An 18935-nucleotide genomic window follows, 5' to 3' on the forward strand; every position below is an offset into this window, starting at 1 on the left:
GGCCAAGCGGGACGCCGACAATCCCTTCCGGGGTACATAAGGTCTCAGTGAAAACTGAGACTTTTTTTATTTATAGGGATGCGAACAGAAGGGCCGGCCGGGTTCCTCGTGTGAACGTTGCAAACTACCCGTTTAATGTCGCTTCTACCCCCCAAGTGTTTCGCTATAACGCGGTAACTTTGTGAAAGAGTTTCTAATTAAAAAACATAAATATGAACCCAAAAAAGGTATGGTCAAATTTAACAGTAAGTGATTTAGACCGAACAACGAAATTTTATACAGATCTGGGATTTAAATTTAACGGGAAGTCTAACGATCTGACAAGCTTTTTTATAAGTGAGGATAATTTTATAATGCACTTCTTTTTAAAAGATAAGCTGAAAGCAAATGTGGAGATTGAAATTTCCGATGCACATATTGCAAACGAAGTCGTGTTTACCCTTTCCGCTGAGAGTAAAGAGGAGGTGGACGAATGGGAGAAAGAAGTCCAAAGCGCAGGCGGAAAAATCGTTTCAAAACCTAAAGCGTTTGGACAGGGATATTATGGTTTAGTCTTTGCTGACCCCGACGGGCATAAATTTAACGTGTTTTATATGTGAATACCCGTCAGAGGATGACAGGCAATAATTGTAGCCGACGTAGAATTTCAGGTTCGAGCGCACGAATAAATACTGCCCAATTCAATCGTGCAACGGTGATAGGTAGAACAGATATAGAAACTGATAGCAACTATTATCGGTAAAAAAGCCGATACTATTCATTATCGGCTTTTTTACCGATAATATCCTTATGAAACTCCACTAAATGCCAATAATCAGGGCAATTAACATAGTTTCCTTTATAATGTTCGATTGCTGTATAGCATGCTTCTAAAAAACGCTTTGAATTTATAATCTTGGCCCAAGGCTTCCATTCAATTTCAAAAGGTGGTGGGTTACTGTCGAAATATTCTTTTAATTCTTCTGGAGTCATTTTATAATTAAAATTGAGCGCTAAGTTAGCATGTTTTTATGAAATGCTGTAGTGAAAAATGCTACAATGAGACTAAAAGCCGTTCATTATATAATAGCAGGTTAGATGTTAATTGGAGGTACAAAGATTATGAAGGGAGACAATTAAGCTATAAGCAAACGATTAAATTCTGTAAGATTCTCTATTCCTGCGTTTTTTTGATCATATGGGATGTCTATATGAAAATGTACCAAGAAATCCTTATTTTCGCCGGTATATGGAAACTGTTGTTAGCGGAATCCGGAGTACCGGAAAATTACACCTTGGAAATTATTATGGAGCAATTAAGAATTTCATAAAGATGCAGAATGAATATAACTGCTATTTCTTTATTGCTGATTTACATTCATTAACTACTCACCCTACCCCAGAGAACCTACACGACAATGTAAAGCAAGTTGTTGTAGAATATTTAGCTGCAGGCATAGATCCTGAGAAGGCTACCATTTATGTACAATCTGATGTGCCAGAAGTTATTGAGCTCTATCTATACTTAAATATGAATGCCTACCTAGGCGAATTGGAACGTGCAACTTCTTTTAAAGATAAAGTGAGAGCGAATCCTGACAATGTAAATGCAGGTTTATTAACCTATCCTGTTTTAATGGCTGCAGATATTCTGTTGCATAAAGCAACCAAAGTGCCTGTAGGAAAAGATCAGGAACAGCATCTGGAAATGACACGTACTTTTGGCAATCGCTTTAACCGTATGTACAAGCACGACTATTTTCCAGAGGCATATGCTTTTAGCTACAGCGACAACCTTATTAAAATACCTGGTTTAGATGGTAAAGGGAAAATGGGGAAATCAGAAGGAGATGCTAATTGCATTTATTTGTCTGACGAGCCTGTAGCGATCAGGAAAAAAGTGATGAGAGCTGTAACAGATAGTGGGCCGACGCAAGAGAATCAGCCAAAACCTACTGAAATACAAAACTTGTTTGATTTAATGAAAGTTGTCTCTTCCTCCGATACTATTCAACATTTTGATGATTTATATAATAGCTGCCAGATACGATATGGGGATCTAAAAAAACAGCTAGCAGAAGACATGGTAATTGCAACCGAGCCGGTACGGTCCCGCATTGAGGAAATTGCAGCTGATAAGGAATATATCAAGAAAATTGTTAATCTTGGAGCTGAAAAAGCGAGGGAGAGCGCACGAAAGACTCTACGAGACGTTCGTGAAATAATTGGATTTAAAAAGTTTTAATTTGAATATTAAGATACAAATTTAAGATAGTTTAGAAATCGATCTTATGCTTGTGTCTTGCTACTTGATACTTAAAGAATATGCATATAGCAATTGTAGGTAATATTGGTGCTGGAAAAACAACACTTACTAGTTTGTTAGCAAAACACTTAGGATGGGAGCCTCAATACGAGGCAGTAGAAGACAACCCGTATTTGGAAGATTTTTATAGCGATATGAAACGCTGGTCGTTCAATTTGCAAATATTTTTTCTAAATAGTCGTTTTCGCCATATAATAGAACTACAAAAGCGAAATGCAGACATCATTCAGGATCGTACTATTTACGAAGACGCGTACATTTTTGCTGAGAATTTGCACGATATGGGTTTAATGACAAGCCGTGATTTCGAGAATTATAGTAATATCTTTGAAAGTATCTTATCGTTTATTAAACCGCCTGATTTATTGATTTATCTGAAAGCTTCTGTTCCTACTTTGGTAGATAATATTCAATTACGTGGTAGAGATTATGAAGCAGGCATTCGATTAGATTACTTATCGAAACTCAATGATAAATATCAAAAGTGGATAAGTAATTACAAAGACGGCAAGCTACTGATTTTAGATAAAGATAAATTAGATTTTGCCAATAAGCCAGAGGATTTAGGCTTTGTAATAGAAGAAATCGAAAAGAACTTAAATGGATTGTTTTAGGTAGTTGTGAGTTGCCAGTTGTGAGCTACGAGTATGTACTCACACACATAACCCATAACTCATAACTTTATATAAATGAACATCATTGGAATTATACCAGCTCGTTACGCTTCTACCCGTTTTCCGGGAAAGCCACTTATAGATATTAGTGGTAAGAGCATGATCAGACGTGTTTACGAGCAGGCGCAGCAAGCATCCTCCTTAAATTATGTGATCGTCGCCACGGATGATGAGCGCATTTTCGAACACGTTATAGGATTTGGTGGAGAAGCCATGATGACGTCGAGTACGCACCAAAGTGGTACTGATCGCTGTGCTGAGGTAGTTTCCAATAGAGCGGGCTTTGATATTGCTATTAATATTCAAGGTGATGAACCTTATATAGATCCCAAGCAGATAGATTTGTTGACGAGTTGTTTTAAAGACGCTAATACTCAAATTGCCACTTTAGTAAAGGCCATCAAATCAAAGGAAGAGCTGTTTAACAATAATAGTCCGAAAGTAATCCTCAATACGAATAAAGAAGCTATTTACTTTAGCAGAGCCACGTTGCCTTTTCAAAGGGGAACTGCTCCTGAAGATTGGTTATTGCACCACACGTATTATAAGCATATTGGTATTTATGGCTATAGATCGGCGGTGTTAAAAGAATTAACTAATTTACCGATCTCATCGCTGGAGAGAGCCGAATCGTTGGAACAGCTTAGATGGCTAGAGAATGGCTATCGCATTAAAACTGCAGAAACATATGTTGAAACCGTAGCAATTGATGAGCCTTCTGATCTTAGTAAAGTAACAGGTTTTAATAAATAGCTATATGACTTAATTATCTGGGGAACCATTTTATTTCTGGCGAACCCGTGTCTTTAGCAATTGCTCTCGCTAACACAAATAGATAGTCGCTTAAACGGTTAATATAAATAACTATATTTTCAGGAACAGCTGAAGTTGCTCCAAGTTGCACAATTAGCCGCTCCGCTCTTCTGCATATGCAACGAGCAATATGAATATGGGACACAATTGCATTACCTCCAGGTAATATAAAGTTCTTAAGAGGCTCTAGGCTTTCTTCCATTCGATCGATTGCCTTTTCAAGGAAAAGGATATCATCGTTCGTTAGGTCATATAAGTTCATTTTCGATCTTTCCGGGTCGGCTGCCAGTAAAGCTCCTATTGCGAAAAGCAGTTGTTGAATCTCTAGGAGTTCATCTGCTCCTTGTTTAGTTAGGTTGTAGCTTCGAAGAAGGCCTATATATGCATTTAGTTCATCGGTAGTTCCATAACATTCCACCCTTAAATCGTGTTTGGATACTCTTGTGCCGCCAATTAAAGATGTTTGTCCGAAATCTCCTGTTTTAGTATATATTTTCATAATCAAGTATCAAGACTATATTAGTTGCGAGTTGTCAGTTATGAGTTGTGAGTATCAAGATATTCATCACTCATAACTTATAATTCATAATCTTCTCCTCGTTTTGATTTGCCTAAATCACTGATCACTACATATAATCACTCAACAAACCAACTACTTAACAACTCCGACTTACGCTATATGCTTTCAAAATCACTTCCTTTTTCTTTAAGTGCTGCTAATCTAGGAGACACATTTTTAATTTCTGGGTTTGGGTAATCATCTTCTATCAGACCATCGCGCATACGAACAATTCGATGAGCGTGCTGTGCAATATCCTCTTCATGGGTAACTAATATGATTGTATTGCCTTTTGAGTGAATTTCTTCCAATAAACCCATAATTTCCACTGAAGTTTTTGTGTCTAAGTTTCCGGTAGGTTCATCTGCCAAAATTATAGATGGATCATTTATTAGCGCCCTGGCTATCGCTACGCGTTGACGTTGGCCACCTGATAACTCGTTCGGTTTGTGATCCATTCGATTGCCCAAATTGACACTTTCGAGCGCCTTTTGGGCCTTTTCGAAACGTTGGTCTTTATTTAATCCAGCATAAATAAGTGGGAGAGCAACATTATCCAAAGAAGTGGATCTTGGCAAGAGGTTGAATGTCTGAAAGACAAAACCTATTTCTTTGTTTCGGACCTCTGCTAACTCATCGTCTGTCATGTCGCTAACTCGAATGCCATTTAACACATATTCACCCCTTGTAGGCGTGTCCAAACAGCCAAGAATATTCATGAGCGTAGATTTTCCTGATCCAGATGGCCCCATAAGAGCAACAAATTCGCCTTTATTAATCTGTAAAGTTACTGATTTTAGCGCGTGTATAGTTTCTGATCCAATAACATATTTTCTACCTATTTCTTTGATATCTATCAGGGATGAAGACATAAATTGATTTTTTATATATGAAGTAGGACTACTGTATTGAATAATTGTTACACTTTTATTGATGAATTTAAGCGATTGGTGAAGAGATTATAGACCTGCTCACGTAACGAGTCAACATCACTTGTATGAAGATTATTGGTTTCAATAGGTTTTAAAATCTCTATTACACATTTGCCAGGTCTGCTGCCGTTACGACCGTCGTCCCAAAGTAGCCTCCATAGATCATGAATTACTACCGGCATAATAGGGATTTTGTTTTCAATAGCAAGTCTGAATGGGCCATTTTTAAATTCCTGTAATTTCGGGGGATAAAGATCTTCTATCCCTCCTTCAGGAAAAATCACTATATTTTTGTGTTCTTTCAAGCGTTGTTGCGCTAGTTTAAAAGCTTTATAGGAAGATATTCTACTATTTCTGTTAACAGAAATGTCTACTGATTTAAAAAATCTTCGTGTGATGGGATTATTAAGAAGTTCCTCCTTCCCCATAAAACAATAGTCATTCTTGCATAGGATTGCAATAACAGAGATATCCAAAATAGATGTGTGATTAGCGCAAATGATATAAGTTCTACTCCAGTCGACCTGTTCTTCAAATTTAAATTTAAAGGAAAAGCCACCAAAAAAAGCACTTGAAACGGACAGTATGCGCCTAATTTTAAGGATAAGGGAAAAATTTCGTTGTGGATTATGTGAAACTATCCATAAGAGAGGGTACAACAAAATAAAAAAGAAAGCTACCCAACATACATAAATACATAAATGTATCTTTCTTGCTATTCTACTTAATTTCATTACAATGGATTCACTCGAGCCTAGGAGGCTTTTGACTCTTCGTCGTTTCCTGTTGATGCTGGTTTTTTATTAAAGAACTGCTTATTTTTTTTATCAAAGCCTTTTTTCCTTTTCTTCTTTTTCTTATGTATAGGTATAACTTGGGGGCCTTCACCTAAAAACTCAGGCAGTGAACATTCATCCACTTTACGGTCCATTAGTTTTTCTATCGCCAAAAATTTTCGGAAATCCCGATTATTAACAAAGGTAATAGCTGTGCCTGTTTTTTCTGCCCTTGCAGTTCGTCCAATACGGTGTATATAATCTTCCGGGTCTGAAGGAACATCGTAATTTACTACTAGATCAATACCTTCGATATCGATTCCTCTTGATAAGACGTCTGTTCCTACTAAAATGTTCAATTTTCTATTTTTGAAATCGAGTAGAATGGCTTCCCGTTCATCTTGTTGCAGATCGGAATGAAAGGCCTTTACTTTTAAGCTGCTTTGATATAGTTCTTTATCTAAAGATTTCACATTCTCTTTTGTGGCGGAAAAAATTATAATACTTTGATATTCATTTTCGGCCAATATATGTTTTACAAGAGCAGTTTTTTGTTCATCAAAAGTACGATAGTATTGTTGTCTGATTTTTTCGGCAGGTTGAGAGATAGCTATGTTTACATGTTTTGGATCCTTTAACAAAATTTTTGCGAAAGAGCGTATTTTTGGCGGCATAGTGGCCGAAAACAGTAAGGTTTGACGTTGCTCTGGTAACTCTCTAGTGATACGTTGAATATCATCTTTAAAACCCATATCAAGCATTCTATCAGCTTCATCCAATACAAAAAAATGTATTTTATTAAGTTTTACTATGCCTGATGCAATATGAGCAATGAGCCGACCAGGTGTTGCAATAACGATATCTACTCCTTCTCTAAGAGATCGTCGCTGCTGTTCGTATTCCACCCCATCTCCCCCGCCATATACCGCAATGGACGAAATACCTGTAAAATATGCCAAGCCCTCTATCTGTTGATCTATTTGCACAGCAAGCTCCCGCGTGGGTGCTAAAATCAAAGCACTTATGGAAGGCTTCTCTTCTAACCTACAAATAGCATCCATTAAGGGCAAAAGATAAGAAGCAGTTTTACCTGTGCCAGTCTGCGCACATGCTATTAGATCATTTTTTTGTGAAATTAACGGGATAGTTTGTTCTTGGATAGGTGTAGGGTTTTTAAATCCCATACTGTTTAAACCTTCGAAAAGTCGCTCGTCAAAATTGAAATCGCTAAAATTCAAGATAATAATTATTTTTTTGATGGTAAATTTAGGCAAAAATGTTCTTATATCCAATTCTTTAATATGCAACTGAGAATAGTTGAAAAAACCACTTTGCAGAATTAAGCATATAGGTTGATAAATTTGAGTACAATATTTGGAAAAATAATTTGCTTCCTTGCTGAAAATTTAAGCGACAAAGTCGTTGAATCAATATTATGAGCAGATGATCTAATTGTTACTGATACCTTGATACTTATATTATATCTGCTACTAATTCATATTTAAATTCATTATATAACGAAAAAGACCAAAAAAAATTCTACTTTTGTACCCCGTACAAGAACATGCTGTTATAGTTAAAACGTACTATACTGTATATAATTTCCATTTTAAATATCATGACCAAATACATCTTTGTTACGGGCGGTGTTACTTCTTCACTAGGTAAAGGTATCATATCGGCTTCATTAGCAAAATTACTTCAAGCTAGAGGGTACAGAGTTACCATCCAAAAATTTGATCCATACATAAATATCGATCCGGGAACATTAAACCCCTATGAGCACGGCGAGTGTTATGTAACCGAAGATGGTGCCGAGACAGACTTGGATCTTGGTCATTATGAGCGTTTTCTAAATACGCCTACTTCTCAAGCGAATAATGTTACTACTGGCCGTATTTATCAGCAAGTTATTGAACGGGAAAGAGCGGGCGATTATTTAGGGAAAACGGTACAAGTGGTGCCACATATCACTGATGAAATCAAACGAAGAATGCGTTTACTTGGTGAAACTGGTGATTATGATATCGTCATCACGGAACTAGGTGGTACCGTTGGAGATATTGAGTCTTTGCCCTTTATTGAGGCTGTTCGTCAGCTTCGTTGGGAACTTGGAAACAACGATTCTTTGGTAATTCACTTAACATTAGTTCCCTATTTAGCTGCGGCAGGTGAATTAAAAACTAAACCAACACAACACTCTGTAAAAATGCTATTGGAGTATGGCATACAACCAGATATATTAGTTTGTCGGACAGAACATCGTATTGGACACGACATTCGTAAGAAGATTGCGCTATTCTGTAATGTAAATATAAATGCGGTAATTGAATCGGCAGACGCTCCTTCAATTTACGATGTACCGTTGTTAATGTTAAAGGAACAGCTGGACAAAACTGTTTTGGCAAAACTTAAGCTATCAAATAAAAACGAACCAGATCTAGAAAATTGGAAAGCATTTTTAGGACGCGTAAAAAATCCAACTTCTGAAGTTAAAATAGGCTTAGTAGGTAAATACGTAGAGCTACCAGATGCATATAAATCAATTAACGAATCTTTTATTCATGCCGGTGCACAAAATGAATGTAAGGTTTCTGTTAGAAGCATTGCTGCAGAAAGCATAGATGACAATAATGTAGAAGAAAAACTAAAAGGGCTTGACGGTGTTTTAGTTGCTCCTGGATTTGGTGAGCGTGGTTTGAACGGTAAAATAGCTGCTATAAAATACGTAAGAGAAAATAACATTCCTTTTTTTGGGATCTGTTTGGGAATGCAGGTAGCAGTTGTTGAATTTGCTAGAAATGTGCTTGGTTTAAAGGGAGCCAATAGTTATGAGATGGATAAGAAAACAAAACATCCCGTAATTAATCTGATGGAAAATCAGAAAAACATTAAGAATATGGGTGGCACTATGCGTTTAGGAGCTTATTCTTGCGAGTTGAAGAAAGGAACAAAAGCTGCTGCTATATACGGTAAGGCAAAGATTAGTGAACGGCATAGGCATCGTTATGAATTTAATAATGAATATTTAAAGCAATATGAAGCAGCCGGAATGATTGCATCTGGTATCAACCCAGATAATCATTTAGTAGAAATTATTGAACTCAAGGACCATCCTTTTTTTGTTGCCGGACAATTTCACCCAGAATTAAAATCAACAGTGGCAAATCCTCACCCACTTTTTGTTAACTTTGTTGCCGCTTCATTAATAAAAGCGGGAAAAAAGAAAGAAGTAAAATAGCATAATAAGGAGCCCATATATAATTTAAATATATAATTTAGACTGAAACAGTAGTATTAAGATGGATAGAAATACCTTTACTGGCCTGTTCTTGATCATGATAATCTTGGCAGGATCGGTATTTTTTATGAAACCCTCAGAAGAGGAAATCAAAAAAGAACAGCAATTACAAGATTCCCTTGCTCAGCGTAAAACGCCTGATCAAAAAAAACTGACCGATAGTTTATTTGCTGCCCAACAAGGCTTAGAAGCTTCTTCAATTGATTCAACACAAATGACAGGACCATTTGGTGGGGCAAAAGTTGGTGCAGAGGAGCTTATTGTGCTTGAAAATGAATTTATAAAAGCATCTATCAGTACCAAAGGTGGTAGAATTAAGTCGGTAGAAGTAAAAGGAGAAAAAGATTATAAGGGAAATCCCCTATTTCTCTTTAATGGAGATAAAAATAAGTTTGGTCTGCAGTTTTCAACAGCAGGCGTTAATATAAATACAAATGATTTATATTTTCTTCCACAAAGCAAGGAAAATATAACTGTAAGTAAAACTGACTCTGCTTCTCTTACCCTGCGCTTAAATTATGCTGAAAATAAGTATATAGATTATATTTATAGCTTGAAGGGAGATAGCTATCAGGTAGGATTTACTGTAATTACCAAAGGTATGCAGGATGTTGTAGCCCCTGCTGAAAGTAAATTAGTATTAAATTGGCAAGCAGATCTGCCTCAGAAAGAAAAGGATATGAAGGACGAACGCAATCGTTCTACTGCATATTTTAGATTGTCTGATGGTGGCGATGTCGATGAGTTGAGTACTACCAAAGATGATAATAAAGAACTCGGCAAAACGGATTGGATATCCTTTAAGCAGCATTATTTTTCGAATGTATTGATTGCAAAAAACAGTTTCAATGGCGGATCTCTTAAGGTAACGACTTTAAATAGTGATGAAATTGTGAAGTCTTTTGCTGCCAATATGGAATTGGCTTTCAATAGACAGGATGTAAACTCCTACCCTATGGCCTTCTATTTTGGACCGAATAAATACAGTATTCTAAAGGATCAAGGTCTCGATCTGGAAAAGCAGATCAATATGGGATGGGGGCCGATGAAATGGATTAACAGGTTTATTACACTTCCTGTATTCAATTTATTAGAAGGGTTTAACTGGAATTATGGCCTGATCATTTTAGTACTCACTATTTTGCTTAAGCTCGTACTTTCTCCGCTTACGTATAAATCGTATGTTTCGATGGCCAAAATGCGTGTGCTAAAGCCTGAAATGGATGAAATTAAGGCGAAGGTAGGCGAAGACAACCAAACACTTTTGCAACAGGAATATTTAAAATTATATAAACAAGCGGGTGTAAACCCAATGGGCGGATGTATTCCGATGGTTCTTCAGATGCCTTTTATGATTGCCTTTTTCTTCTTCTTTCCTAATTTATTTGAATTAAGAGGAGAAAGCTTTCTATGGATGAAGGATCTTTCTACTTATGATTCGATCATAAATTTCCCCATGATACCTGTTATTAACATTAACCATATTAGTTTAATGTGTATCTTAATGACCTGTGCAACATTAATTTCTACGTGGTATAACAATATGGTTTCTGGCGCTACAGGCCAAATGAAGTACATTGGATATTTTATGCCATTGATTTTCTTTTTTGTTCTGAACAGCTATCCTGCGGGTTTGAATTATTATTATTTCTTATCTACCTGTTTTACTTTTGTAATACAATTTTTTATCAGACAGTCTATCAATGATGAAAAGATACACGGTATGATACAGGCAAATAAGAAAAAGCCAGAAACTAGCAAAAAGAAATCTTCATTCCAGAAAAGAATGGAAGATTATATGCGCCAGCAACAAAAAACAAACAAGAAATAGAGGAATATCGTCAAGGGAATTTAGTCTTGAAAAAAGGGCGCATTGAATGTGCCCTTTCTTTATTTGGATGAATACATATATTATATACAGTCCGCTGACATATCCTAAATAGGTGATACCTTGGTGTCAGTAGCTTATTTTTTAAACAATTTTTGTATAAAAGTAAGCTTAATTCCTATAAACCATTCTCCTCCTCTCTTCTCAAGTGGGTAAACGCTAATGTAGTTTCCTTGTCCGATCGCTCCTCTCCCATTTTTTAAGTCAAAAGCATGTCTATGATAAGGGCATATTAACTTTCCACTTGCACACCATCCTTCACTTAGGTCGGCGCCAGCATGCGGGCATTTGCTACTGGTGGCAAAATAATTGTTTTCATGGTTTATGAGGCAAATATTTTTACCAGCTAGTTTGATCTTGTTAATCGCATTTTCCGCCGGTATTAAATGATCTTCAATTCTATACCAATTAATCATCGTTTGTACATATTTATTTTATAAATTTAAGAAAACATTTATCATAAAATTTGTCGATGTATTTACGATAGATCATTTGTAAACGACTAACCCAAGTATCAAAAATGAAAGTAAATGAAAAATTACTCAACAGAATAAGAGAAGCATTAGTAGATGTAGATCATCTGCAAGAAAAAACGATGTTTGGTGGTATTTGTTTTATGGTAAATGATAAAATGTGTGTTTGTATAAGAGATGACCGAATGATGTGTAGAGTCGGTCCGGAAAACTATGAAGCGTGTCTAGAGAAAAATGGTTGTGAGCCAATGATTCATGGGAAAAAACAAATGAAAGGTTATGTATTTGTATATGAAGAGGGATACAAGGACCGCCGTGATTTTGAGACATGGATTCGGCTTGCCTTAAATTATAATCAACAACTTATATAGAATCTATTGGAAGAGGTAAGATATAAGAAGATTGTATATGAAGACTACTTTACCTAATTTTGCACTATGCAAAGTGCTGCTGCTAGCTATTCAAAATTGATCAAAGACGAAGCCAAGCGTCTTGGATTCTCATTTTGTGGTATTGCGGAGGCGACCTTTTTAGAAGACGAAGCACCTAGATTGGAGACCTGGTTAAAAGGACAAATGCATGGTGAAATGCATTACATGGAAAATCATTTTGACAAACGTTTAGATCCACGGCTTTTAGTAGACGGCGCTAAATCAGTTATTTCTTTAGGATTTAATTATTATAATTCTGATTTACAATCTGATAAAGAGTCTCCAAAAATTTCGAAGTATGCTTACGGAATGGATTACCATACGGTTATTAAAGACAGATTAAAGTTGTTATTGGCGTATATACAAACGGAGATTGGAGAGGTAGGCGGGCGGGCTTTTGTTGATTCTGCTCCGGTACTAGAGCGAGCTTGGGCAAAAAAATCTGGTTTGGGGTGGGTAGGGAAAAACGGCAACTTAATTAATAAAAAGCATGGGTCTTTCTTCTTTTTATGTGAACTGATTATTGATCTACCTTTAGCATATGATATCCCACCAACAAAAGATTACTGTGGGACATGTACTAAATGTATAGACGCTTGCCCCACAGAAGCCATCGTAGCCCCTCAAATTGTAAATGGCAGTAAATGTATTTCATACCTTACAATCGAATTAAAAAATGAAATACCACAGGAGTTTGCCGGAAAAATGGATAACTGGATGTTTGGCTGTGATGTATGTCAAGACGTCTGTCCATGGAACCGTTTCTCTGAACCCCACAAAGAAGAAGCTTTTCACCCTCATCCAGACTTACTAGATATGAAACAGCGAGACTGGGAAGAGATAACGGAAGAAACTTTTCAGCGCGTATTTAAAAAGTCAGCTGTCAAAAGAGCCAAGTTTGCGGGGCTCACCCGTAATATCAAATTTCTTAAGAATAGTTGAGTAGTTAACTTGTTGAATTGTTAAATAGTTTGCAGCTGAATCTTGCTACTAATAACTTGTAGCGAATAACTTAATACCCACAACTCGCAACTTACAATTAATCAAGAAGTGCTTTACAAATTTTTTTCACCAAAGCGGGGCCTTCATAAATGAAACCCGTATATAATTGCACTAAAGAAGCTCCTGCGGCAAGTTTTTCTTGTGCATCAGTGGCACTGTGTATCCCTCCTACACCAATAATTGGGAAGGCCTTATTTGATTTTTCTGCTAAATAACGAATTACTTCTGTAGAGCGTTTAGTTAACGGTTTCCCACTTAGGCCTCCAGATTCATTTACCAGCGCCTCATCTGAATGAAGACTATCCCTTGAAATAGTGGTGTTTGTAGCTATAATACCTGCGATCCCAGTCGCGGCAACTATTTCAATAATGTCGTCTAACTGGCTATCAGTTAAGTCGGGCGCTATTTTTAAAAGAATTGGACGAGAAATACCATTTTTTAAATTTCGTTGTTGAAGCGTATTCAAAATATGCTTTAAGGGTTCCTTTTCTTGCAAATCACGCAAGCCAGGAGTATTCGGAGAGCTAACATTGACAACAAAATAATCCACTACATCAAACAAAGCATCAAAACAGATAATATAATCGTTTACAGCATCTTCGTTTGGTGTCATCTTATTTTTTCCAATATTACCTCCAATGATAATATTCTCTCTCTTTTTTAAATATTTGAGGCGCATAGCTGCGACATCAACGCCTTGATTGTTAAATCCCATTCTGTTAATAAGCGCCTTATCTGCTGTTAAGCGGAACATTCTGGGTTTATCATTACCAGGTTGAGGCCTGGGCGTAACGGTACCTATTTCTATGAATCCAAACCCAAGGTCGGCTAGTTCATCTACATATTCTGCATTTTTATCAAATCCAGCAGCCAGACCTACAGGATTTTTAAATGTCAAGCCAAAAACATTTCTTTCCAGACGTTTATTCTCCAAGGTGAATGCCGCTTTTACAAGTCTGCTTCCTCCCCATATTTTATTCACTGCTTTTAGTCCGCCAGTAACATTATGATGAGCAACTTCAGGGCTCATTAAGAAAAAGAGTGGTTTAACCAGTTTATACATGATGCTGCAAAGATGAAGAAAATTAGCTAATGAAACAATTAGCCGATTAGTCAATATATAAATTTTCGTACATTTGCGCCCACAATGATTGCTATTAATAATTTAACGTTTGAGATAGGTGCACGCGCCTTGTACGATGAAGCCAATTGGCATATAAAACCAGGCGATAAGGTAGGGTTAATTGGTGCTAATGGCACTGGAAAAACTACTTTACTACGGATGATAGTAGGTGAATATACTCCCACTTCTGGAACCATCTCAATGGCGAAGGATATAAAAATCGGTTACCTTAACCAGGATCTTTTATCTTACGAATCAGAAAAGAGTATTCTGCACGTTGCAATGGAGGCTTTTGAACGCCAGAACCAGCTTCATACGGAAATTGAGAATCTCCTAAAAAAGATGGAGACAGACTATAGTGAAGAATTAATCAACAAGTTAAGTGATAAACAAAGTGAGTTTGAAGCGCTTGACGGTTATAGTATTGAATATAGGGCTCATGAAATTCTAGCCGGATTGGGGTTTGATGATGAGCAACAAACACGTAAATTATCAGAATTCTCCGGAGGATGGCGTATGCGTGTTATGCTTGCCCGTATTTTGCTTCAAGCGCCGGATATTTTGTTGCTAGATGAGCCAACCAACCACTTGGATTTACCTTCTATCAAATGGCTAGAGACCTACCTTCAAGCCTTTGAAGGCGCTATCGTGATTGTTTCGCATGATAGATATTTTTTAGATAGAGTCATTAATAAAACTGTAGAGTCAAGGAAAGGTAAATTGACACTCTATGCGGGTAACTATTCATTTTATCTTGAAGAAAAAGCACTTCGTAACGAAATACAAGCCGGTCAGTTTAAAAACCAGCAGGCTAAAATAAAACAAGAAGAGCGTTTAATTGAACGTTTTCGCGCGAAGGCAAGTAAAGCTAAAATGGCTCAGTCGCGCATAAAAGCGTTGGAACGAATGGATCGCGTTGATGATGTTGATGATGATAATCCTACGGTTAATTTTAGTTTTAAATTCAGTAAACAGTCTGGCAGGCATGTGGTACGGATGGAACATATTACCAAGTCGTATCCAGGTGTACCTATCTTGAGCAATGCAAATGGTGTAATAGAGAAAGGTGACAAAATTGCATTAATCGGTGCCAATGGTAAAGGTAAATCAACCTTACTACGCATTATTGCGAATGCCGATAAGGATTTTACTGGAAAAACTGAAACAGGGCATAATGTGAGCACCACTTTTTTTGCGCAGCATCAGCTAGAAGCGTTACATTTGGAAAATGAAATCCTGCAAGAACTACAAGCCTTCGCTCCAAAACATACCGAAACGGAGCTAAGATCGATCTTGGGTTGCTTTCTTTTTACCGGTGATGATGCTTTTAAGAAAATACGTGTTTTATCGGGTGGTGAGAAATCACGCGTTGCATTGGCGAAAGCCTTAACTGCAGATGCTAATTTTCTTATACTCGATGAGCCTACAAACCACTTGGATATTCAGTCGGTAAACATTTTGATTCAAGCCCTTCAACAATTCGAAGGAACACTCATTACAGTTTCTCACGACCGTTATTTTTTAGATAGTGTTGCCAATAAAATATGGTACATAGAAAATCAGGAAATTAAAGAGTACCCTGGTACTTACCAAGAATATGAGGAATGGCAGTCAAAAAGACCTGTAGTCAAAGAGAAACAAACAGTTCAAGTTCAGCCGAAAAAGGAAGAAAGCAAAAAGGTAGTACCGGCAGTCAATGAAGTAGCTGATAGAAATAAGCAGTTGCAGAAATTGAATAAAGAACTCGAAAGCCTCGAACAAAAGGTAACGAAGCTTGAAGAAGAACTGGCTGCAATCGAAAAGGTACTTGCTGATCAAGTTATTTATAATAATCCAAGCAAACTTAAGGAAACGAACGACCAATATAATCGGAAAAAAGGTGAGTTAGCTGAGCACCAAACAAAATGGGAAATCCTTGCTGAGGAGATATTAGTATTAGGCAACTAAAGCCTAATACTCGGTCTAATAGGTGCAAATTTTATTAACTGTAAAGAAAAATAAATATAGGTATTTTATATATAGTCGAATGAAACGAGTATATTGACCCTATAATTTAATGCTTTACCAATAGAATTTGTAGATGAAAGCCTTTATAAATTTTACCATTGTAATCTGTTGTTTAAATTTACATGTCTTTGCCCAGAAAAAAGAGAAGAAGGAAAAACGTAGGATAAACATTGAACGGTCTCCCGAACAAGAACTGTCTTATTCTGATCGTGATTACTTGCCTTGTATAAAGAGCGTTCAATTCCATCCCAACGGGGAAGAACAAGCTATTCCGATTCTTTCATTAAATAGTGGTGACCAACTCTTCCTCTCTTTTGATGATTTAAGAGCCGATAACCGTACTTTTTATTATACCATTGAACACTGTACTTTTGATTGGAAAAGCAGCAATTTATCTACTTTAGAGTATATTGAAGGAGTAACCGAAGATCGTATCTTCGACTATAAGAGTTCGGTGAATACTTTACAAAGCTACACCCATTATCAGTTATCCTTTCCAAATGAGGGAAGTATGCTTCCTAAGCTCTCTGGGAATTATTTACTGAAGGTGTACGAAGATGCAGATAAATCGAGGTTAATCTTAACAAGGAAATTTTATGTTTATCGTCAAGAAGTCGGACTTGATATAAACATACTTCCATCCTTTGATGTTTCAAAGAGAAAACAAAATCAAAAACTCAATGTTGAGGTAAATTTAGAACAATTAAACATCAACAATCCGTATCAAGATATCAAGGTAGTGGTAAAACAAAACCGCAGAGATGATATGCAAGAGGTTTTATCAAAACCTATGTTTGTTAAGGAAAATCAGCTCATTTACAATAATAATAAGACCCTTGATTTTGATGGAGGAAATGAGTTTCATAATTTAGACATAAGGAGCTTTAGGCTTCTTTCGGGACAGATTCAAAATTCTATCAAAGATAGTTTAAGGACACTAATATTAATTCCTGATCAAGATTTATCAGCGGAGACCTATAGCTTCTCCTTTGATGAAGATGGAAAGTATTTTATCAGAAATAATGATTTTGATGATAGTGAAATAGAAGGCGACTACGCCCGTATAGAATTCACATTGAAGACAGCCCCACCTTCCAAAGGTGAAAGATTATTTATCGTAGGTTTGTTTAATAATTTCGAAACAAATAGTGAAAATGAAATGATCTATGATTTGGAGAAGAAAGCTTGGAAAGGTTTTCTTAAATTAAAACAAGGATTATACCATTATACTTATAAATCTATAGATGAAAATGGAAAGGTGCTGGTGAATAAATATAATGGACATCATTTTGAAACGGGAAATACCTATGATGTATTTACATACTATAGAAAACCAGCCACAAGGTGGGATGAATTAGTAGGATATGGAACAGTGAAGACCGCCAACAATGAGCGTCGGTAATCATCAATATTTCCTTATCTTTGCCGCATGAACAAAAAGTTTGCGAAGGAATCATTTACCATTATGAATGAGTTGGTGCTTCCAAATGACACGAATACACTTAATAATTTAATGGGAGGCAGGTTACTTCACTGGATGGATATAGCTGCTGCAATATCTGCTCAGAAACACTGTAATCGAATTGTGGTAACTGCTTCGGTAGATAATGTTTCCTTCAAGCATCCTGTAAAACTTGGTGATGTTATCAGTATTGAAGCACAGGTAACAAGAGCTTTCAACACTTCCGTTGAAGTAAAATTAGTAGTTTATGCCCAAAATATCCCTTCTGGAAGCCGTGTTAAATCAAACGAAGCTTTTTATACGTTCGTAGCAATCGATCAGAACGCGAGAACGATCGTTGTACCTGAATTGGTTCCGGAGACTGAACAAGAGAAAGAATTATATGTTGATGCATTAAGACGCAGACAACTGCGCCTTGTTTTAGCAGGCAAAATGAAACCCGAAGAGGCAACAGAATTATATAATTTCTTTAATCAAATAGGCGCTTAATTAGTTGTGGGTTGTGAGTTGTCAGTTGCGAGTTATTAGTAGCAAAACGTAAGTAGCAAGATTCAACTGTTTAACTATTCAACAATTTAACTAATAGCTAGGGCAAATCGCTAACTACCTAGTTCCACTATCCTATCAAATTCTTCGCGCGTTAAAGGCATTACAGATAAACGACCTTGCTTAACGAGGGCTACGTTCTGTAATTGCTTATCTGCCTTGATTACTTCGAGTGTAACGGGCTTAGCCAAAGTTTCCAATGGCGCTAGATCAACAACAACCCATCTTTCGTCGTTCGTAGTTGGATCTTGATAAGATTCCTTAACAACTTTTGCTATCCCCACTACTTCTTTACCTTCGTTACTGTGATAAAAAAGTACCAAATCACCTTTTTTCATCGCTTGTAAATTGTTTCGAGCTTGATAATTTCTAACACCATCCCAGAAAGTCTCTTTTTCTTTCAAGAATTTTTCCCAACTATATTTAAATGGCTCCGATTTTACAAGGAAGTAGTTCATAGCTTATACGAATATTAATTGGGCGAAGTTAATAAATTTTGCAATACCATTGCTCTCGAATAATTTCTTATACACATATGTAATAATGATAGATAACTTAAATAGCGTCTGTAGATCAGAAGTTACTATTACCGAAAACTAATAAAAAAGGGCGGGAAATTTCCCGCCCTTTTTTATTAGTTAAA

19 protein-coding genes are annotated in these 18935 nt (G+C 36.6%); 11 read left to right on the forward strand and 8 right to left on the reverse strand.

Going from position 1 to position 18935, the window contains the following annotated elements:
• Positions 1-212 precede the first annotated feature (212 nt).
• Positions 213-599: a VOC family protein gene (locus BMY50_RS03555; protein ID WP_093318442.1), complete on the forward strand. Its 387-nt coding sequence runs from the start codon at positions 213-215 to the stop codon at positions 597-599.
• Positions 600-753: 154 nt separating this feature from the next.
• On the opposite strand, the gene BMY50_RS03560 is transcribed toward BMY50_RS03555, so the two are convergent.
• Positions 754-972, reverse strand: a complete 219-nt coding sequence (locus tag BMY50_RS03560) for a DUF6965 family protein (RefSeq protein ID WP_093318443.1) — start codon at positions 970-972, stop codon at positions 754-756.
• Between the two features lie 256 nt (positions 973-1228).
• On the opposite strand from BMY50_RS03560, the gene trpS reads away from it, so the two are divergent.
• From trpS to kdsB, 3 genes are all read left to right on the forward strand, one after another.
• A complete protein-coding gene (gene trpS, locus BMY50_RS03565; protein WP_093323528.1) occupies positions 1229-2224 on the forward strand; it encodes a tryptophan--tRNA ligase in 996 nt (331 codons plus the stop codon).
• An 80-nt stretch (positions 2225-2304) separates the two neighbouring features.
• Entirely contained in the window at positions 2305-2919 is a 615-nt protein-coding gene (locus tag BMY50_RS03570; RefSeq protein ID WP_093318444.1) for a deoxynucleoside kinase, read from the forward strand.
• Between the two features lie 75 nt (positions 2920-2994).
• A complete protein-coding gene (kdsB, locus tag BMY50_RS03575; RefSeq protein ID WP_093318445.1) occupies positions 2995-3732 on the forward strand; it encodes a 3-deoxy-manno-octulosonate cytidylyltransferase in 738 nt (245 codons plus the stop codon).
• Between the two features lie 13 nt (positions 3733-3745).
• Here the strand turns inward: kdsB and BMY50_RS03580 are convergent, their stop codons facing one another.
• The 4 genes from BMY50_RS03580 to BMY50_RS03595 all read right to left on the reverse strand — a co-directional run bounded on the left by BMY50_RS03580 (position 3746) and on the right by BMY50_RS03595 (position 7297).
• Entirely contained in the window at positions 3746-4291 is a 546-nt protein-coding gene (locus BMY50_RS03580; protein ID WP_093318462.1) for a cob(I)yrinic acid a,c-diamide adenosyltransferase, read from the reverse strand.
• A 176-nt stretch (positions 4292-4467) separates the two neighbouring features.
• Complete coding sequence (locus BMY50_RS03585; protein ID WP_093318463.1) at positions 4468-5223, reverse strand: ABC transporter ATP-binding protein; 756 nt, start codon at positions 5221-5223, stop codon at positions 4468-4470.
• A gap of 47 nt (positions 5224-5270) precedes the next feature.
• A complete protein-coding gene (locus tag BMY50_RS03590; RefSeq protein ID WP_093318464.1) occupies positions 5271-6017 on the reverse strand; it encodes a lysophospholipid acyltransferase family protein in 747 nt (248 codons plus the stop codon).
• Between the two features lie 20 nt (positions 6018-6037).
• Complete coding sequence (locus BMY50_RS03595; protein WP_202907730.1) at positions 6038-7297, reverse strand: DEAD/DEAH box helicase; 1260 nt, start codon at positions 7295-7297, stop codon at positions 6038-6040.
• 380 nt (positions 7298-7677) lie between these two features.
• On the opposite strand from BMY50_RS03595, the gene BMY50_RS03600 reads away from it, so the two are divergent.
• Positions 7678-9300, forward strand: a complete 1623-nt coding sequence (locus BMY50_RS03600) for a CTP synthase (protein WP_093318465.1) — start codon at positions 7678-7680, stop codon at positions 9298-9300.
• A gap of 61 nt (positions 9301-9361) precedes the next feature.
• Positions 9362-11191 (forward strand): membrane protein insertase YidC, encoded by a 1830-nt coding sequence (gene yidC / locus BMY50_RS03605; protein WP_093318466.1) that lies wholly within the window; start codon positions 9362-9364, stop codon positions 11189-11191.
• 134 nt (positions 11192-11325) lie between these two features.
• Here the strand turns inward: yidC and BMY50_RS03610 are convergent, their stop codons facing one another.
• Complete coding sequence (locus tag BMY50_RS03610) at positions 11326-11664, reverse strand: Rieske (2Fe-2S) protein (RefSeq protein WP_093318468.1); 339 nt, start codon at positions 11662-11664, stop codon at positions 11326-11328.
• Positions 11665-11768: 104 nt separating this feature from the next.
• Here BMY50_RS03610 and BMY50_RS03615 point away from each other — a divergent pair, with 104 nt between their 5' ends.
• Entirely contained in the window at positions 11769-12092 is a 324-nt protein-coding gene (locus BMY50_RS03615) for a TfoX/Sxy family protein (protein WP_093318470.1), read from the forward strand.
• A 66-nt stretch (positions 12093-12158) separates the two neighbouring features.
• Complete coding sequence (gene queG / locus BMY50_RS03620; RefSeq protein ID WP_093318472.1) at positions 12159-13094, forward strand: tRNA epoxyqueuosine(34) reductase QueG; 936 nt, start codon at positions 12159-12161, stop codon at positions 13092-13094.
• 97 nt (positions 13095-13191) lie between these two features.
• Here queG and BMY50_RS03625 read toward each other — a convergent pair whose 3' ends face one another.
• Positions 13192-14217, reverse strand: a complete 1026-nt coding sequence (locus BMY50_RS03625) for a quinone-dependent dihydroorotate dehydrogenase (RefSeq protein ID WP_093318474.1) — start codon at positions 14215-14217, stop codon at positions 13192-13194.
• Between the two features lie 84 nt (positions 14218-14301).
• On the opposite strand from BMY50_RS03625, the gene BMY50_RS03630 reads away from it, so the two are divergent.
• The 3 genes from BMY50_RS03630 to BMY50_RS03640 all read left to right on the forward strand — a co-directional run bounded on the left by BMY50_RS03630 (position 14302) and on the right by BMY50_RS03640 (position 18235).
• Positions 14302-16224, forward strand: coding sequence for an ABC-F family ATP-binding cassette domain-containing protein (locus BMY50_RS03630; RefSeq protein ID WP_093318476.1), 1923 nt, complete (start codon positions 14302-14304; stop codon positions 16222-16224).
• 133 nt (positions 16225-16357) lie between these two features.
• Positions 16358-17686, forward strand: a complete 1329-nt coding sequence (locus BMY50_RS03635) for a type IX secretion system plug protein (protein ID WP_093318477.1) — start codon at positions 16358-16360, stop codon at positions 17684-17686.
• A gap of 27 nt (positions 17687-17713) precedes the next feature.
• Positions 17714-18235, forward strand: coding sequence for an acyl-CoA thioesterase (locus BMY50_RS03640; protein ID WP_093318479.1), 522 nt, complete (start codon positions 17714-17716; stop codon positions 18233-18235).
• A gap of 110 nt (positions 18236-18345) precedes the next feature.
• Here the strand turns inward: BMY50_RS03640 and BMY50_RS03645 are convergent, their stop codons facing one another.
• On the reverse strand, positions 18346-18750 hold the full coding sequence (locus BMY50_RS03645; RefSeq protein WP_093318481.1) for an EVE domain-containing protein: 405 nt from the start codon (positions 18748-18750) through the stop codon (positions 18346-18348).
• Between the last annotated feature and the right edge of the window lie 185 nt (positions 18751-18935).

The sequence above is a fragment of the Olivibacter domesticus genome (assembly GCF_900109575.1).
In the GTDB taxonomy this organism is placed as follows: Bacteria; Bacteroidota; Bacteroidia; order Sphingobacteriales; family Sphingobacteriaceae; genus Olivibacter; species Olivibacter domesticus.

Excerpts from the sequence above, each read along its gene's own strand:
- BMY50_RS03555 (WP_093318442.1), top strand. The coding sequence starts at position 213 with ATGAACCCAAAAAAGGTATGGTCAAATTTAACAGTAAGTGATTTAGAC.
- BMY50_RS03560 (WP_093318443.1), bottom strand. The coding sequence starts at position 972 with ATGACTCCAGAAGAATTAAAAGAATATTTCGACAGTAACCCACCACCT.
- trpS (WP_093323528.1), top strand. The coding sequence starts at position 1,229 with ATGGAAACTGTTGTTAGCGGAATCCGGAGTACCGGAAAATTACACCTT.
- BMY50_RS03570 (WP_093318444.1), top strand. The coding sequence starts at position 2,305 with ATGCATATAGCAATTGTAGGTAATATTGGTGCTGGAAAAACAACACTT.
- kdsB (WP_093318445.1), top strand. The coding sequence starts at position 2,995 with ATGAACATCATTGGAATTATACCAGCTCGTTACGCTTCTACCCGTTTT.
- BMY50_RS03580 (WP_093318462.1), bottom strand. The coding sequence starts at position 4,291 with ATGAAAATATATACTAAAACAGGAGATTTCGGACAAACATCTTTAATT.
- BMY50_RS03585 (WP_093318463.1), bottom strand. The coding sequence starts at position 5,223 with ATGTCTTCATCCCTGATAGATATCAAAGAAATAGGTAGAAAATATGTT.
- BMY50_RS03590 (WP_093318464.1), bottom strand. The coding sequence starts at position 6,017 with ATGAAATTAAGTAGAATAGCAAGAAAGATACATTTATGTATTTATGTA.
- BMY50_RS03600 (WP_093318465.1), top strand. The coding sequence starts at position 7,678 with ATGACCAAATACATCTTTGTTACGGGCGGTGTTACTTCTTCACTAGGT.
- yidC (WP_093318466.1), top strand. The coding sequence starts at position 9,362 with ATGGATAGAAATACCTTTACTGGCCTGTTCTTGATCATGATAATCTTG.
- BMY50_RS03610 (WP_093318468.1), bottom strand. The coding sequence starts at position 11,664 with ATGATTAATTGGTATAGAATTGAAGATCATTTAATACCGGCGGAAAAT.
- BMY50_RS03615 (WP_093318470.1), top strand. The coding sequence starts at position 11,769 with ATGAAAGTAAATGAAAAATTACTCAACAGAATAAGAGAAGCATTAGTA.
- queG (WP_093318472.1), top strand. The coding sequence starts at position 12,159 with ATGCAAAGTGCTGCTGCTAGCTATTCAAAATTGATCAAAGACGAAGCC.
- BMY50_RS03625 (WP_093318474.1), bottom strand. The coding sequence starts at position 14,217 with ATGTATAAACTGGTTAAACCACTCTTTTTCTTAATGAGCCCTGAAGTT.
- BMY50_RS03630 (WP_093318476.1), top strand. The coding sequence starts at position 14,302 with ATGATTGCTATTAATAATTTAACGTTTGAGATAGGTGCACGCGCCTTG.
- BMY50_RS03635 (WP_093318477.1), top strand. The coding sequence starts at position 16,358 with ATGAAAGCCTTTATAAATTTTACCATTGTAATCTGTTGTTTAAATTTA.
- BMY50_RS03640 (WP_093318479.1), top strand. The coding sequence starts at position 17,714 with ATGAACAAAAAGTTTGCGAAGGAATCATTTACCATTATGAATGAGTTG.
- BMY50_RS03645 (WP_093318481.1), bottom strand. The coding sequence starts at position 18,750 with ATGAACTACTTCCTTGTAAAATCGGAGCCATTTAAATATAGTTGGGAA.